Here is a 15,026-nt window from a genome sequence, read left to right as displayed (position 1 = left end):
CGCGCTGGCGGTCATTTTGCCTAAGCAGTTAATCATCGGTTGTAGCGCCCCCCGCTGTCGTTGAGCGCATTCAGGGCCTTCACGTTGGCCAGGTCCGTCAGCTTGACGCCACCATAGTTACGCACCAACAGACTGACCCGCCCGGTCTTTGCGTTCCAACTCAGGCGCTGTTGGATGCCGTCCAGGTCGGCCACGCGGGCGCTATCGCTCATCTTCAGCAAGCCCCAGCGGCCTGGAAAGTCGAACACGGTGACGCGCTCACCGCTGAGCGTGATGACATCCATGCGCGCACCGGGCGCGGTCGTAGTGCCGGGCCAGGAAAACCGCTCCCAACTGGTCCGGCCGTTACGGTAGTGCTGTACCTGGCCGTCCAAGGTAAAGATGATATCGGTGAGGTTCGGTGCGGGTTCGAGCATGATCTCGAAGCCGTTCTCGCGGTCCGATAGGCTAGCGATCACTTGTCCAAGTGCGCTGGCGTGGTCGATGCTATTGAGCATCCGTGTGTCGACGAGCGCAGCCTGCCTCCCACTGCCGCCCATCCCCAGGCCTTCGCCGCCGGAGAGATTGCCAATTTCATTGCGCTTGAAGTTCGGTAGCAGGCCCAACTCCGGGTCGACAAAGCGTTGCAGATCTTTCACCGATGCCTCATTGCGGCTATTCGCCGTGAAGGGGAAGCGGTGCGCCATGACCCGCTCCCAAGGGCGCGCGACCTGTTGGGCCCAGGCCTGAGAGATCTGTTTGCCCGCAGGAGCACGCAAGGTATTCCAGGCGAACTGGATCGGTAGGCTGAAAAGCTTCTGTAGCGAGGCCGAGATTCCGCCCTGGCTGATGTCGACGCTGGTCTCGACGTAATTGCGTACGTCGGCCACCTCGCTGGGCTGTCCCTCCAGAGTTTCGCTGATCAATTGCTTGCTGCTCTTGCCGATGTCCTGGGAGCGCTGGATGTTATGGATGCGTACTTTGAGTTTGCGCAATGCGGCCAGGTAGCGGTCCATTACGGTGCCGTTGCCACCATCGGCGTTTTGCTGGGCGAAAATACGGGCCACCGGCTCGAAGCGTTTGGCCAAAGTACCGTCGTCGACTGGCGGCAGTGGCGAGACCACTTGGGCGGCATTGCGGCTTTTATGATCGAGCACGCCGGTGACCTTGCTCCAGAAATTGTCCGCCAGCTTGTCGCCAAGGGCCTGGGTGTCACGGGGCGCCGGGAGGTCCCACGAGGTTTGCTCATTGACCTGCATCAGCAGCAATTTGACTGGCGAATTCTGCACGTCGCTGAGCAGCGATAGCTTCTGCGCGGCATTGCCCATGTCCGTGAAATCACGTACTCCAACCCTGTCTACCAGGGTGTACCAGGCCTGGGCGTAATCGCGTTTGTAGCGGCTCATGAATTCGCGCATGAATATGGATTTCTGCACGATGGAGTCGCCTCCATCTCCGTCCAGCACCCAGTCGCTCTCATTTTGCAGGTCGCTCGAAACCAGCTTGATCAGCTCCGGCTTGACGAACTGCTCCCAGCCTTGACGGGTATAGATTGCCGGAACCGCTTCGGTGCCATACAGCAACTGGCGGCCCGGGAGCGGAACTAGGTCGCTCAGGCTCAACGGTGGGAACTGCCGGCTTGACTCCAGCTGAAGCCGCAAGTACTCGCGGTCAACCAAAGAGCTTGAGACCATGAAGGATTTCAGGCTTTCGCGGGTTTGGCTGATCAATTGCTCGTTACGGGACAGGCTGGGCGCATGGCCGGCCTTGAGTAACTGCACGTACATTGGAGTGTGGTTGTCGATGATTTGCGCGTCGGTGGCGGACGCTGCGCTGGCCGTTCTTGCCCAGGCGGCGGGCAGGGCCATGCTGACGAACTCACTGTCGGGGTGGATCTTCGGCTCGGTAAGAACTAGGTACAGTTTGAGGGCGTTGTAGGCCTCGATGATAGATGCCACCTGATGTTCGTCCAGGCGTCCAAGCATTTCTTCGGACAGCGACAAGCTACCGGTGGCCGCGGAAAGCTCGGCTGCGTCGCTGGCCTGGGCTGGCGTGCGCGGGGCAGGGTTGCTCCGCTGCTGTTCCATTGACTGGGCGAAGTCGTTGAACGCACGCAGTTGTAACTGCAGGTCTTTATTTACAGGCTCCAACACCTGGACACGTAATCGCTGCAGATACGCCGTTCGGGTGATCTGATAGATATCAGCTCCGCGATACAGCCCGGCGCTGAGGCCTAACGGCACACCTTGGACGCGGTGTTCATCAATGCGCGCCAATTGCTCGCCCAGCAGGTCCAGGCCTTCGCCGGAAGCCAAAGGCTGCGAGTGCTCAGGGGAGTGCTGGAAATCTTTCAATTGCTGTTGCAGCAGGGCCACCCAGTGGCGGTTGCCCTGAAAAGATAACGCTTGCCAGCCCAGAAGGCTCAGGCCCAGCAGCAGCGTCAGAGCGATAAGCGCCGGGGTCACTGGCTGACCACTCGACTGGGCTTGGTACAGGCTCAGGTCTCGGTCGGGGAAGATGATCCGGCGGAAGGTGTCGGTAATGAAGTAGCTGCGTTCGGCGCGTTTTTGTCCGCAGGGTTGGCCTTCAGTGCTTTCAAGGCCGGGTTTCAGGGCGAATGACTCCGCCATGATTTCGTCGTATACGCTTTTGAGTTGCTCGCCGGTCTGTACCGCACTGGTAAAATACACGCCGCGCAAGAGCAGCGGAGCGCCACGACTGGCTTGGCTGAAGTGGCTGAGAAATTGGCCGAGTACCTGCGACAAACCCTCGAAGTAGCGTGGAAAGTTGAGCAGGGCACTGGCGGCACCCTCACTCCGGCTCGTGATCTCGGCATCCACGTGGTTGCATAGGCGACCGTAGAGGGTTTTGAGCTTGCTTTCTAGTATTGCCCCCAGGTCTTGCTGGGCCAGCTCCGGCAGCCCGAACGTCATGCCCCACGGCTGCTTGCGAGCATCTGGGTCGAGGTTTTCGAATGCTTGCTCGAAGCCAGGCAATTGGTCAGTTTTGCTCAGCATTAGGTAGATTGGAGGGTTGCTGCCCAGGCTGTCGGCATATTCGTGCAGCCGTGTGGCTAAGTTCGTTGCCAACTCGGCACGTTTTTCGACACCGGCCTCCAATAGCTCCGGCAGGCTAACCACCAGCACCAAGCCGTTGATGGGCGATTTCTTGCGCTGCTTTTTCAGCAGTTGCAAGAATTGCGCAAATTCACGGGCCGACTGATCGTCGTGCAGGTAGCGCGCGGCCGTATCGATCAGCACGGCGTCAGGGCTGAAATACCAATCACAGTGTTGCGTACCGCTGTTACTTACCGTGCTGTCGCTTGCGATGTTCGCGAACAGACCCGAGCGGGTCAGCAGTGACGTCTTGCCGGACGCGGACATGCCCATCACCAGATACCAGGGGAGGGTGGACGGCGCCGGTATGCTGCCACCGCCCGCCGCGCGATCGGCACTCAACGTGGCGATGGCGAGCTTGAGGCGTTCGCGCAGTACCTGGTGGTCGCAAAACTCACCGGTCCGTTTCAGCGAGCGGTTGTTTTCCCGCTGTAGCAGATTTTCGATGTTGTGTTCCGCCCGGACGCACTGGTATTGGCGCATGACGATGAGCAACAGGTACATGGCGCTGATCAGCGCCATGGCTTGCAGTACGTATTCACGCGACCACGCCAAGCGCTGAGCGATAAACCAACAGAGCAACAGGCTCAAGGCGCAGAGCACGGACACGATGAACCAGAAGCTTCTTGATGTACGGAGTAATGTCTTCATGTCTTCCTGACCCAATAACCTGGCCGCCTAACCCGCACCGAACAAATGGTTGATTTGCTCGGCCAAAGCCGCTACGTCTTTGCTCAACATCCAGTCCAGCGTCAGGTAGACCCCCAGGCAGATCAGGGCGATCACCACCCAGTAAAGCCAGACCGGTACTTCATAACGCAGCATCTGCGCCACTGGGTCAGGCAGTTCCCAATCTGGCGAGAGGGTTTTCGGCGCCTGGCGATACCGGCCGATGTCCTGCCCCAGTGTATTGGCGAGGTAGCGCAGCTGGTCCTGGCTACCCATGCTGAACTTGCCCTCGAAACCTAATGCCAGGCACAGGTGGTACACCTCAAGCACTTCGAGGTTGGCGCGTACATCGCTACGCAGTGCGTCGATTTTTTCGAAAAAGCCTTCGCCCGCCAGATGCACACCGAAGTAACGGAATTGCATGGGGCGCATTTCGAATGGCAAGCGCAGACTATGCTCGCCCGAACGCAACACGCTCTCGTCAAGAAACGCACACAGCGCGTATTGGGTGTCTTTGACCTGCGCCGCGCTGTAGTAAGCGGTACGGGCTTCGTGTTCTAGGCGTTGGAAGAACGCGTCCACCCTGTCTTCAAACTCGGCACTGGACGTCACTTCACGGCCATGACGGATGATCAGCGCCATGCTCATGAAGTCTTTAACCAGGTCCTTGAGCACCGGCTTTTCAATGGCCGCTCTTGGGGAGTTTTGCAGCACGGCTTCGGTCATCTGAGCACCGCCATCAGTTCGAGCTTGAGGTTGATAAACGCGCTGGGTGCATAGAGAGAGACGGCTTGCGCGTCCATCATCCGTTCATACACGCGTCCATGGGGTTCTATCGCGAAGTACTGGTTGTCCAGGCGCACAGGGATATCGCTGGGCACACGGGCCGCATGCACCAGCGTCACGCCAGGCATGGCACTGTTGACCACCACCCCAATGTCTTCCGGCGAGCCGACTTTGATGGCTCGCGGCACCAGTTCCAGTAGGCTCGAGTTCGGCATATCGGCGTGTACCGAAAGATAGAAGTCGGCAACCGTCAGGCGCGGGTCGAGTAACTGGCCCTGCCAGTAGCCTGGTTTGGGTTGGGTCAGGTTGATCACGACACACTTGTCGGGAATGACGTTATCCAGCAACACCCTTATCAATTCCTCGAGTTTGACCAAGGACGCTGCGGGGTCGTGATGGTCGTACTCGGGAATATCAGCGAGCTGGGTATTGAGCGAAAACGTCAGTAGGCTGCCCGCCAACTCGGCCAAAAACAGGTACAGCCGCTCTGGATGCAAGCGGGGGTGCGCCAGCAGGTGTGCTAGGTGGGGGCAGGTGCGATTGACGGTATAAAGCAGCCAAAATAGGCTGACGTCGCTGGTGCCAAACTCGGCGATCTGGTCGGCGCGTTCACGGCGGCGACCGGACAAAGCATTGCTCTTGGCTTGCAAAATACTGAGCAGTCGCCGGGCTATGGCCGTCAGTGTTGGGTGGTTTCCCAAGTGCAGTGTGGGGTGAACAAAATGCGAGTCCAGGTTGAAACCACCAATGTTGTTGCGAGACAGCCTGGCCACCGGACACCACGAGTAACCGTCAAGGTTGTCGCCATCTATGAGCATCGTCACGTTCAGGCGCAGACTGGTGATTTCATTTTCCAGGTCGCCTTCATTAAGGTCCGGCAGGGTGTCGTAAAACTTACGAAAGCGCCGCGCGCTTTTGCCTTCATGGCCGTCTTCCACATAATTGCGGCCAAATGGCTCGGCCAGTTTCAACGCTGCGTAGACCTTCAAGTCGTTGCCCTGCAGTAGCTCGCGCAAGTCCCGGACGGCAGGTAAGGGATCTTGCTGCGGCGCGTCATACAGGCTGCCATCTGGGAATACCAGTTTTAGTCGCTTGAGCTGAAGGGAGCCAGCTGTCAGGGCGTCCTCATCTACTTCCAGGGTTTGCACGCCCCAGTGAAACGGGCTGCTGCGCAGGATCGATTGGGCCAACTGATGCTGATGGAATTCGTCTTGGTATTGAAAATGTTGCGGCAGCAGAAACATACCTTCTGACCACATGACCCTGCTTTGCTTGCTCATCGACTGTCTTCCATCCGTGAATCGAATTTTGCGCCAAACGTTTTCTGGCCAGCGTCCCTGGCCGAGCGGATCGCCTGGTCCTCGACGGGCAGTTGCACTTTTTGATGGGTAGATGACGCCGGTATCGGGTTGCCCCGGGCCAGCGCTCGCTCTGTGATTGGCGTGGCCAGTACATCCTTGCCTCGCGTCGCCAAGATGTAGTTATTGTCGACGAGCAGGCGCAGCCCTTTCTCTGATGACCACACCCCTTCCTTGCGCAACGACTTGGCGTCGAAAGCCACCTTCCAGCGGCTGTCTTTTTCATTACGGAAGAAAGCGGCTACCCCGACGTAGCCAATACTGGCCGGTAGTACAATGGTGTCGACCTGGCCGATGCCAGGCCGCAAGGTCAGCTCCCGGCTATCGACCAGCGTGCTGCCCAAGGCTTTCTGCGGCTCCAGCCAGAGGCTGTCGGCATTGACCGTGGCAAAGCGTTCCAGGGACGTGAGCTGATACACCCGCAGTACCACTGAAAGCGGTTTGCCAGCCTCATCTGGGTTCAGGTGGTTGCCGGCGTCGCTGGTCAAGACCAGTTTGTCGGCGCTACTGAACAGCACGTCGCCGGCCCAGGTGTTGTCGACTCGTTTGCCCATCCGCTCAGTGACGCCGCATGCGCTCAAGCCAAGCGCAAGCGCCAACAACAACAGGTAGCGGGTGAACGCTGTGGGTACGTGACTCATCATGAGATACCTGTGGTAGCCGCTATCAGCGCAGGCGGTAGGCGAAATCGCCATCGCTGCCCAGCTTGATACTCAGGCTATGGATCGGCTTGTCCCTAGCCATACACTCCAACACCTGCTGCGCCAGTTCGGGCATGAGGGTCTTGGATAAAATGTTGTCGATGTTGCGTGCGCCGCTGTCGACTTCGGTACAGCGCGCAGCGATTGCGCTGATCAGTTCGGTGTCGTAGCTCAGCACGGCTTGGTGATTGCGCTCGAAGCGCTGGCGAATGCGTTCCAACTTAAGGGCGACGATTCGTTCGAGAATGGTGTCCTTGACCGGGTAGTAGGGCACGATGCTCAAACGCCCGAGGAACGCTGGCTTGAATACCCGGTTCAATTCCTCGCGCAGGCCCTTGACGATTTCTTCGGGGCTCGGCGGCGTCTCGCTATCCAGGCACCACTGCATAATCCGCTCGGTGCCGGTGTTGCAGGTAAGAATGATCACGGTGTTGCGAAAGTTAATCTCACGGCCTTCACCGTCATCCAGCACGCCCTTGTCGAAGACTTGAAAAAACAGTTCGAGCACGTCCGGGTGGGCCTTTTCCACTTCGTCGAGCAACACCACGCTATAGGGTCTGCGTCGCACTGCTTCAGTCAACACACCGCCTTCGCCGTAGCCTACATAGCCAGGTGGCGAACCCTTGAGGCTGGAAACGGTATGGGCTTCTTGATACTCGGACATATTGATGGTGATCAGATTGCGCTCGCCCCCGTACAGGGTGTCTGCCAACGCCAGCGCGGTTTCGGTCTTGCCGACACCGCTGGGGCCAAGCAGCAGAAATACGCCAATCGGTTTGTTGGGGTCTTCCATGCGCGTGCGAGATACCTTGATGCGCTTGCCAATTTCCTCCAGCGCGTGGTCTTGCCCGAGGACACGCTCGCCCAGCAGCTTGGGCAGGTTTTGCACGGTGTCGATTTCGTCGCGAAGCATTTTGCCCAAGGGGATCCCGGTCCATCCTGAAATGACCTCACCGATGGTGCCGCCATCGACCCGCGCGTGCACCAGAGGCTGTTCACCCTGGATCCGGCCCAAGTCTGTGCGCAAGCTAGCGAGCTTTTCAGCCGTAGCGGGGTCGGCTTTTTCACCCAGTTGGCTGATGTTTTTAACCAATTCCAATTCTTGCTGCCATTGCTGACGCAAGGCTTCACGGGCGGCCTGCTCGGCCTCCAGTGCACTGGCCAGGGTGGCGAGGCGGCGGGCGTGGTCGCTACCGCGCAGGGTCTCGTGTTCGAGCACCTTGATTTCAGCTTGCAGGGTGTTGATGCGCCGTTCGCTGTCTTCCAGCCGACCAGGCTGCGCGGACTGCGCCAAGGCTACGCGGGCGCAGGCAGTGTCGAGCACGCTGACGGCCTTGTCCGGAAGTTGCCGACCGGTGATGTAGCGGTTGGACAGGCGCACAGCCATCACCAGTGCCTCGTCCATGACCGCCACCTTGTGGTGTTCTTGCATCTTCCCGAGCAAGCCACGCAGCATGTGGATTGCCTGTTCCTCGCTGGGCTCCTCGACCTTGACCACTTGAAAGCGCCGGGCGAAGGCGGCATCTTTCTCAAAGTATTTCTTGTACTCGGCCCAGGTCGTGGCAGCGATGGTGCGCAGTTCGCCACGGGCCAAGGCCGGTTTGAGCAAGTTGGCAGCGTCGTTTTGTCCCGCCTGGCCACCGGAACCAATCAACGTATGGGCTTCGTCGATAAACAGAATGATCGGGTGCAGGCTGCGCTTGGTTTCTTCGATAACGGACTTGAGGCGATTTTCAAACTCACCCCGGACCCCAGCACCGGCTTGCAGCAGGCCTAAGTCCAGGGTGTGGATGGCTACGTCCCTGAGCACGTCAGGCACATTCCCATTGGCTATGCCCAGGGCCAAGCCTTCAACTACGGCGGTTTTGCCCACGCCGGCTTCACCGGTCAGAATAGGATTGTTCTGGCGACGACGGGTGAGAATATCGACCATCTGCCGCACTTCGAACTCACGGCCCAGCACCGGGTCGATGCGACCTTCACGGGCACTGTCGGTGAGGTTGACCGTGTACTGGTCCAGAGCCGGGGTCTTGCCATTGCCTTTAACTACGCCCTGCTTGGCGCTGGGCTGGTTATCGAGTGTTTGAGCCTGGTGAGACTCAGCGCTGCCTACGGTCAAGGCCGTAAAATTCACCCGCAGGTCGCCAACGTTGATCTTTTCCAACTCGGCGGCGTTCGCCACGACCGCCCCGCGTAGCTCGTCGTCATCCAGCAGGGCTTGCAACAGGTAGCCACTGCGAATCTGCCCTTGGCCGAACTCGATGGACGCCAGCACCCAGGCGCGCTCGATGAGCCGAGTAATATGGGGCGAAAGGGCAGGAGTGCGGGTATTACCTCTTTTAAATCTCCCGAGTGCGGTCACCAACTGTGTCTCCAACCGCTCTGGCACCACCTCGTAATGGCGCAAGATGGCGGGCAGGTCGTTGTCAATTTTTTCGAGCAGTTGCAGCAGTACGTGCTCCACATCCACTTCGTAATGACGCTCGGCCAAGCACAAAGCTGCGGCGCTTTCTGTGGCAGTGCGACAGGTATCGTTCAGCTTGGCAAAGAGGGAATTCAGGTTCACAGGGAGACCCCATCAAAAGGAATGTTGAAGAGCGCGTAGCGATTCGGTTGCACCCCATTGCCCGGGCGTTTGAGCCAGCCGAGCCAACCCAGCGCCACGTTGCCCTGGCGACCCAGTTGGGCCAATGGCACTGCCTGCGACTTAAGGCGCGGCGCGATCTGGAAGTCGAGTTCCACCCCTACAAAGAAGCGCACCAGTTCCAGCAGCTTGCGGTAGTCTTTGTGGCCGGGCTGAAAACGCGCGAAGTCGTGCAGCTCCAATGGGCCAATCTCTATGCAGACACACGACTGGTAGTCCCAGACGCGGTGACCGGCGACGGCGCTCTGGCCCAAGGCGCAGTTCTTGTGGCCCAACTGGGTGCACTGCTCAGGCGCAAGTTTTAGCCAGCGCCCGGCGAATGGTTTGACGTGGAATGGCAGCGAGAAATAAAAGCCCAACATGGCCTGCAGGTTCAGCGCATTACACGGCTTCTGCGCAAACAACCCCGAAAAGTAGCTGAACAGCTCACGCTGCAGACGGGCGTCATGCTCGTCGAACTTGAGCTTTTGCGCCTGCGGCCCAAACCCCACCAAGCTAAGCAAGTGACGGTCGAATTTCGATGAGCCGTTGCGCTCGTACTCGATGTGAAACTTATACTTCTGCCAAGCTTCATAAAACAGCGCCACCATGCGATGGGAAAACACATCCAGAAAAGCATGGGCGGCGTCGTCACGGTGTTGAATATGACGGTCCATCAATAGCTCGGTGTACGGGCGCGGCAGTACCCCGGATGGCCCCACTAACCCCATGAAAGTTACATGCAATTCCGACAACGGTTGCCCATTGGTCGACAAGCCTTCGGCGCGTTCGAAGCGCAAATCGCTCACTTCACTGGCAGGGAAGTTCAGCGACAATTGCGAGCGAAAGCGCAGCGGGTCGTCGTGTGGCCGCGTCTCCGGGTTTACCCGGCCAGCGCGGCTGTAGTGCAAACGCAGCAACCGTACCAATTGGAAAAACTCGAATCGGTATGGCTCTGCCCTCGCTTGGTCGATCAGACCAAGGGTTGATCGCCGGTTCTTGGGGGCCATTGGGCTACTCTCTTTTCGCGCTGCAACGTGCAAAGGGTCAATTGGGTGAAGCTATTAAGGCTGCAGTACTGGCCGAAGAAGCGGTCCAGCACCATGGCGAACAGAAACACACCACTGCCGGTGTATTGGGTTTCGTCGAGCGTTAACGTCACGCCAACGCCGCGGACAAAACTTGGCCGTGGGTGGCCAATGCGAGCCACGATCGGCTCGCTGCTGACCGAGACGACGCCATTGATCTGTTTGCGCATGGCCGTGGTGTTGCGGTGGTTGTAGAGCGACAACAATTCCAGCAATACCTCACGGCCCTGGCCAACCAGCGACATGTGGTTGAGTGAGAGGTGAGAAATCAGGCGCCAGATCAAACCTTTGCCCAGAGGTACGCGCACCGTCGCGGTAGGTTTGCGCAAGCAGCGGATATCCTGGATCACCGAGTTCGACGGAATATTGAACTCACCCCGCTCGCCGCCGAAAGGCAGCAGTTGCGGCAGGTCGCGGTTACTGCAAGTCAGGCGAATGCTCAGGGTATCTTCGCTTGAGTCGAGTAGTTCCAGGTCGCGGTCGACCACTCGGATAAACATATCCGAGCCGCCCTGGATCGGTTGCCGCCGCGCGAGCCAATAACTGGCCCCCGCAGCCTGGGTGCCACGGGGCTCGAAGAACGCATGACAGGGCCCTGCCTGCTCCTGGCTCCCCACCTTCTTGACCCGCTGCACCCGGTCGATAGAGACCACTTCGGCCTGGCGCTGCAGGCGTAAGTCGGGCACGACCGCATACTCGTGTTGGGCGTGGCTGAGTTTGATCGGCTCGGCTTGCTGGCGAAACAAGTTGATCACGGGAGCGCAGTTCAGCTTGAAGTTTTGCCGCCCGATGTTTTGCGTCAGGCGCGTCAAGCGGTCACCCAACTCATAGTGCGTGAAATAGAAGTTGATCTCGATGCTGTCCAAGGCCTTGCCTGCGAGCGTACGGGCAAAACCGGACAAATCGAAAAACATGAATTTATCGGGGAAGGTGAAATACTCGTGCAGCAGGCGATAGCCCATGAACGAGCGCTCCGAATAGTCCACTAGGCCTTCATCTAGACCAAAGCCCACGGGCTTCAATGCGTTGGACGGCAACGTGACTTCCTGCCGCCGCCCTTCGTTGTCGAAGCTCAGCGTTACCTTGGCCAAGTTGTTGAACAACAACTCATACAGTTGCAGCATCAATGTGCTTTCGCCGTCGATGAAAAAGCGCAACTCATCGAACGGCAATTGCCCCAGAGATGCCTCCGACAGGCTGCGTAAACCGATCTGCAACCGAGCGACCATGTCGGCGCTGTGGCCGTTGAAGGCGGAGCGCTCCATCTCGATGAACGCTGCTTCATGCACTTGCAGCGGGACCAACTGCACTGGGTAGCACGTGCGGAATTTGCACACGATGCCTTCCACCGGGTTGGCATGCAGTTCGGTGTGCCGGGCGATGTGGTAAGGCTCGGTCACCTTCTCCACTTTGCCCATGTTGAACTCGACGATGGACATCGACGGCGTGGGCCGCAGGTAATGCGGGTAGAGCACTTCCAGGAACGCCTCGACGATTTCTGGAAACTCGTCATCGAGTTTCTTGTGCACTCGTGCGGCCAGAAACGAAAAAGCCTCGATTAAGCGCTCGGCGTGCGGGTCCTCGCAATTATCGCCCTCGATCAGTAACCGCGACGCAATCTTTGGGTACTCCTGGGCGAACTCCTGGCCGAGGAAGCGCAGGTGCGAAAGTTCTTTTTCGTAATAGGGCAGCAGATCGTCGAGCATCAGATTAGGTTCTGCACTTTATATTCCTGGGTATTGACCTGCAGTACCGCATCGAACGATACCTGGCGGGTGATATCCCGTAGGCTGAGGACAGCATTGATGCGAAACGTCAGCAGCCGCTGGCCTTTTTGCTCGGCCATGAGCTGTACTTTCACTCGGCTGAACCGGCGGTCTCCTTGGGCAATGGCGGTTTCCAGTTGCCGCTGGATCAACAGGCGATCCTGTGGGTTCAGCACACCCTTGCTGGTGAAGTCGGGCATGCCGTACTCCAGAATGGTGCCGCTCAGTTGCGCGAAGCCCTTGAGTTCGCCCGCCACCAGGTTCTGCCGCGTGTTCACGAGGGTTTCCAGGTCGCGAACAATGCTCGCCTTGTACTCGCTGACTGTGCACAACAGCTGGTCGGCCGCTTCGACCGACTCTTGCGGACGGTCGTCAAGCAGCCGGTCGAGTAACGATGGCAACAGTCGATTTGGACTACTCATGCGGGCCTCCCTAGCCAGTGGGGTGAAGCAAGATTTCTATCAGTTACGGGTCGATTGCGGCAGTTCAGCGACCAAGCGCAACGACGCGGTCAGCTCATCCAATTGATAGTGTGGCCGCAGGTAAGTCACGGCCTTGTACACACCAGGTTTGCCCGGTACCTCGAACACTTCGGCCCGGGCTTCGCGCAGAGGAAACTTGGCTTTGGCTTCTTGACTGGCGGTGTCGTCCAACAGCACATAACTGGACAGCCACTTGTTCAGGAACAACTCGACATCTTTGCGCGAAGCGAAGCTACCGATCTTGTCGCGCATAATCGCCTTCATGTAATGGGCGATGCGCGACGTGGCGAAGATGTACTGCAATTGCGCCGAAAGTCGGGCGTTAGCGTTGGCGATGTCAGTGTTGTAGAGCTTTTGCTTCTGCGCCGATTGGGTGCCGAAGAAGGCGGCATAGTCGGTGCCTTTACAGTGCACCAGGGGTATAAAGCCCAGGTCCGATAGCTCTTTTTCGCGGCGGTCGGTGATAGCGATTTCAGTTGGGCATTTAAGCGCCACTTCGCCGTCATCGGTCTTGAACGTGTGGGTCGGCAGCCCTTCAACCAAACCACCGCCTTCAACTCCACGGATCGCCACGCACCAGCCATAGCGCGAGAATGCATCAGTGACCCGGGTGCCCAGCGCATAAGCAGCGTTCATCCACAGATACTTGTCATGGTCGCGGCCATCGACACTTTCGACAAAGTTGAATTCTTCGACCGGTGTGGTATTTGGCCCGTAGGGCAGGCGACCCAGTACGTGGGGTAAGGTCAGGCCTACGTAGCGGGAATCTTCGGAGTTGCGAAACGACTTCCACTTAGCGTATTCCACGGTGTCGAAGATCTTGGCCAGATCGCGCGGGCCGGACATGTCGGTGAACGAGTCCCAGCCAAACAGTTCAGGCGACGCCGAGGAAATGAAGGGCGCATGCGCGGCGGCTGCCACGTGGGAGATTTCTTCCAGTAGGTACATGTCTTCCGGGCTGCGGTTGAACTCGTAGTCGCCAAGCAACATGCCGAACGGTGCGCCGCCGAACGTGCCGTACTCTTCCTCATAGATCTTTTTGAAAAGCGCGCTCTGGTCGAATTCGGAAGCCGACTTCAAGTCGCGGACCAGATCTTTCTTCGACGTATTGAGTAATTGGACTTTCAGGAGAGTGCTGGTTTCGGTCTGATCAACCTGATATTTCAGACCGCGCCATGAGGCTTCCAATTGCTGAAATTCGCTGGCGTGCACTATCTCGTTCATCTGTTCGGAAAGCATCGCGTCGATTTCGGCAATACGCGCGTCGAGCACGGCGATCAGGTCCTTGCTTGGCGTTACTTCGCCTTCGAGGACCTGCTTCACCAGCTCGCCGATCAAGTCAAGGGTGCGGGTGCGTTCGCTTTGCGATCGGGCCACACGGCTTTCGGAAATGATGCTGTCGAGCAAAGACCCCTGTGACACGAAGTTTTCCACTTCGACCAGGTCATTGTCTTGCTGAAGTGCTGCTTGCTTATAGGTCATGGCCTGGCTCCTGCTCATGCTTTGCCGTCGGTGGCGGGTATGGCGGCTTCACGGCCGAATTCCTTGCCGAGCGTCTTCAGCTTCTCAGTGTTCTGCAGCACATTCATCAACAGCTCCTCAAGCTTGTCGTTGCCGCCAATTTTGTTGCGCAGGTCGGCCAACTTATTGCGCGCCTCCAGCAGTTTGCGCAGCGGCTCGACTTGCTTGACGACGTTCTGTGGCTCGAAATCCTCCATGGCATTGAAGTTGAGTTCGACGCCCAACTGGGTACCGTTCTTGACCAGTGTGTTATCTACCCAGTAGGCCAGGCGAGGTTTGATGCCCTTAAGTACTGCGTTGAAGTTGTCGCGGTCGATAAATACAAACTTGCGGTCCTTCAAGCGCGGCAAGGGTTCTAGCGGGTTGCCTGAGAAGTCGCCCAGTACGCCAACGACAAAGGGCAGCTCTTTCTTTTCCAGCGCATCGCCGATGTCCACTTCATAGGTGATGTGAACACGGGGCGCGCGGATGCGATTGAGTTTGTGCTGTGTACTTTTTGGCTTCGCCATGGTGCCTCCTGTGTCAGTGACTCGTTGCAAATTGTTTATGTAAAGGCCCATTGCGTGGCGCGTGTGATGCGTATCACCGGGCTGCAATGCGCGCATTGCAAATACTCGCTGAACAGTATCTGTGACCTCAGATTAGCCAGTACTTCAATATCAAATGCTTGAATCATCTCTTCCTCATCCTGAGAGTGGCCCATGCCGAAACTGAACATACTTTGTTCGAGCTTTTAATCCATGGGAAATTTGTTTCTATTATTAATGCACTCGCTTGAGCTATGGTTTTTATGCTGCGAGCCAACCGTTTGCAGCCTGCGTTCGGTCTGCAGATGACGGCAGCGCAATGGCGCCTAGCGGGCAATCCGTTACTAAATAAACTTTTGTAGGAAAGCCTCAGCGGGTTAAAAAATGTAACAGCTCCTTAAGTTTTTGAG

10 protein-coding genes are annotated in these 15,026 nt (G+C 57.9%); all 10 read right to left on the bottom strand.

Features of this window, described 5'->3' with window-relative positions; all coding sequences use genetic code 11:
* Positions 1–32: 32 nt before the first annotated feature.
* Genes QCL65_RS22385 through tssB form a run of 10 tightly spaced genes read right to left on the bottom strand, consistent with a single transcriptional unit; the run spans position 33 to position 14,598 of the window.
* Complete coding sequence (locus QCL65_RS22385) at positions 33–3,746, bottom strand: type VI secretion protein IcmF/TssM N-terminal domain-containing protein (RefSeq protein WP_407312709.1); 3,714 nt, start codon at positions 3,744–3,746, stop codon at positions 33–35.
* Positions 3,747–3,773: 27 nt separating this feature from the next.
* Entirely contained in the window at positions 3,774–4,490 is a 717-nt protein-coding gene (icmH, locus tag QCL65_RS22380) for a type IVB secretion system protein IcmH/DotU (RefSeq protein ID WP_407312707.1), read from the bottom strand.
* The gene (tssK, locus tag QCL65_RS22375; RefSeq protein ID WP_407312705.1) at positions 4,487–5,830 is read right to left on the bottom strand and encodes a type VI secretion system baseplate subunit TssK; all 1,344 of its coding nucleotides are present in this window, start codon (positions 5,828–5,830) and stop codon (positions 4,487–4,489) included. The genes icmH and tssK overlap by 4 nt, the downstream gene beginning before the upstream one ends.
* The gene (tssJ, locus tag QCL65_RS22370) at positions 5,827–6,549 is read right to left on the bottom strand and encodes a type VI secretion system lipoprotein TssJ (RefSeq protein ID WP_407312703.1); all 723 of its coding nucleotides are present in this window, start codon (positions 6,547–6,549) and stop codon (positions 5,827–5,829) included. The genes tssK and tssJ overlap by 4 nt, the downstream gene beginning before the upstream one ends.
* A gap of 25 nt (positions 6,550–6,574) precedes the next feature.
* Positions 6,575–9,175: a type VI secretion system ATPase TssH gene (gene tssH, locus QCL65_RS22365; RefSeq protein ID WP_407312701.1), complete on the bottom strand. Its 2,601-nt coding sequence runs from the start codon at positions 9,173–9,175 to the stop codon at positions 6,575–6,577.
* Positions 9,172–10,242, bottom strand: a complete 1,071-nt coding sequence (gene tssG, locus QCL65_RS22360; protein WP_407312699.1) for a type VI secretion system baseplate subunit TssG — start codon at positions 10,240–10,242, stop codon at positions 9,172–9,174. The genes tssH and tssG overlap by 4 nt, the downstream gene beginning before the upstream one ends.
* Positions 10,206–12,026, bottom strand: coding sequence for a type VI secretion system baseplate subunit TssF (gene tssF, locus QCL65_RS22355; protein WP_407312697.1), 1,821 nt, complete (start codon positions 12,024–12,026; stop codon positions 10,206–10,208). The genes tssG and tssF overlap by 37 nt, the downstream gene beginning before the upstream one ends.
* On the bottom strand, positions 12,026–12,508 hold the full coding sequence (gene tssE / locus QCL65_RS22350; RefSeq protein WP_407312695.1) for a type VI secretion system baseplate subunit TssE: 483 nt from the start codon (positions 12,506–12,508) through the stop codon (positions 12,026–12,028). The genes tssF and tssE overlap by 1 nt, the downstream gene beginning before the upstream one ends.
* Positions 12,509–12,547: 39 nt before the next feature.
* Entirely contained in the window at positions 12,548–14,050 is a 1,503-nt protein-coding gene (gene tssC / locus QCL65_RS22345; RefSeq protein ID WP_407312693.1) for a type VI secretion system contractile sheath large subunit, read from the bottom strand.
* A 14-nt stretch (positions 14,051–14,064) separates the two neighbouring features.
* A complete protein-coding gene (gene tssB / locus QCL65_RS22340) occupies positions 14,065–14,598 on the bottom strand; it encodes a type VI secretion system contractile sheath small subunit (RefSeq protein WP_407312691.1) in 534 nt (177 codons plus the stop codon).
* Positions 14,599–15,026 lie beyond the last annotated feature (428 nt).

The organism is Pseudomonas sp. nanlin1 (assembly GCF_045571515.1).
GTDB lineage: Bacteria > Pseudomonadota > Gammaproteobacteria > Pseudomonadales > Pseudomonadaceae > Aquipseudomonas.
The sequence above is the reverse complement of the archived record's forward strand: the minus strand, read 5'-3'. Positions and strand labels throughout refer to the sequence as shown.

Bases quoted from the DNA above. Each gene is read 5' to 3' on its own strand.
- QCL65_RS22385 (WP_407312709.1), bottom strand. From the start codon at position 3,746: ATGAAGACATTACTCCGTACATCAAGAAGCTTCTGGTTCATCGTGTCC.
- icmH (WP_407312707.1), bottom strand. From the start codon at position 4,490: ATGACCGAAGCCGTGCTGCAAAACTCCCCAAGAGCGGCCATTGAAAAG.
- tssK (WP_407312705.1), bottom strand. From the start codon at position 5,830: ATGAGCAAGCAAAGCAGGGTCATGTGGTCAGAAGGTATGTTTCTGCTG.
- tssJ (WP_407312703.1), bottom strand. From the start codon at position 6,549: ATGAGTCACGTACCCACAGCGTTCACCCGCTACCTGTTGTTGTTGGCG.
- tssG (WP_407312699.1), bottom strand. From the start codon at position 10,242: ATGGCCCCCAAGAACCGGCGATCAACCCTTGGTCTGATCGACCAAGCG.
- tssF (WP_407312697.1), bottom strand. From the start codon at position 12,026: ATGCTCGACGATCTGCTGCCCTATTACGAAAAAGAACTTTCGCACCTG.
- tssE (WP_407312695.1), bottom strand. From the start codon at position 12,508: ATGAGTAGTCCAAATCGACTGTTGCCATCGTTACTCGACCGGCTGCTT.
- tssC (WP_407312693.1), bottom strand. From the start codon at position 14,050: ATGACCTATAAGCAAGCAGCACTTCAGCAAGACAATGACCTGGTCGAA.
- tssB (WP_407312691.1), bottom strand. From the start codon at position 14,598: ATGGCGAAGCCAAAAAGTACACAGCACAAACTCAATCGCATCCGCGCG.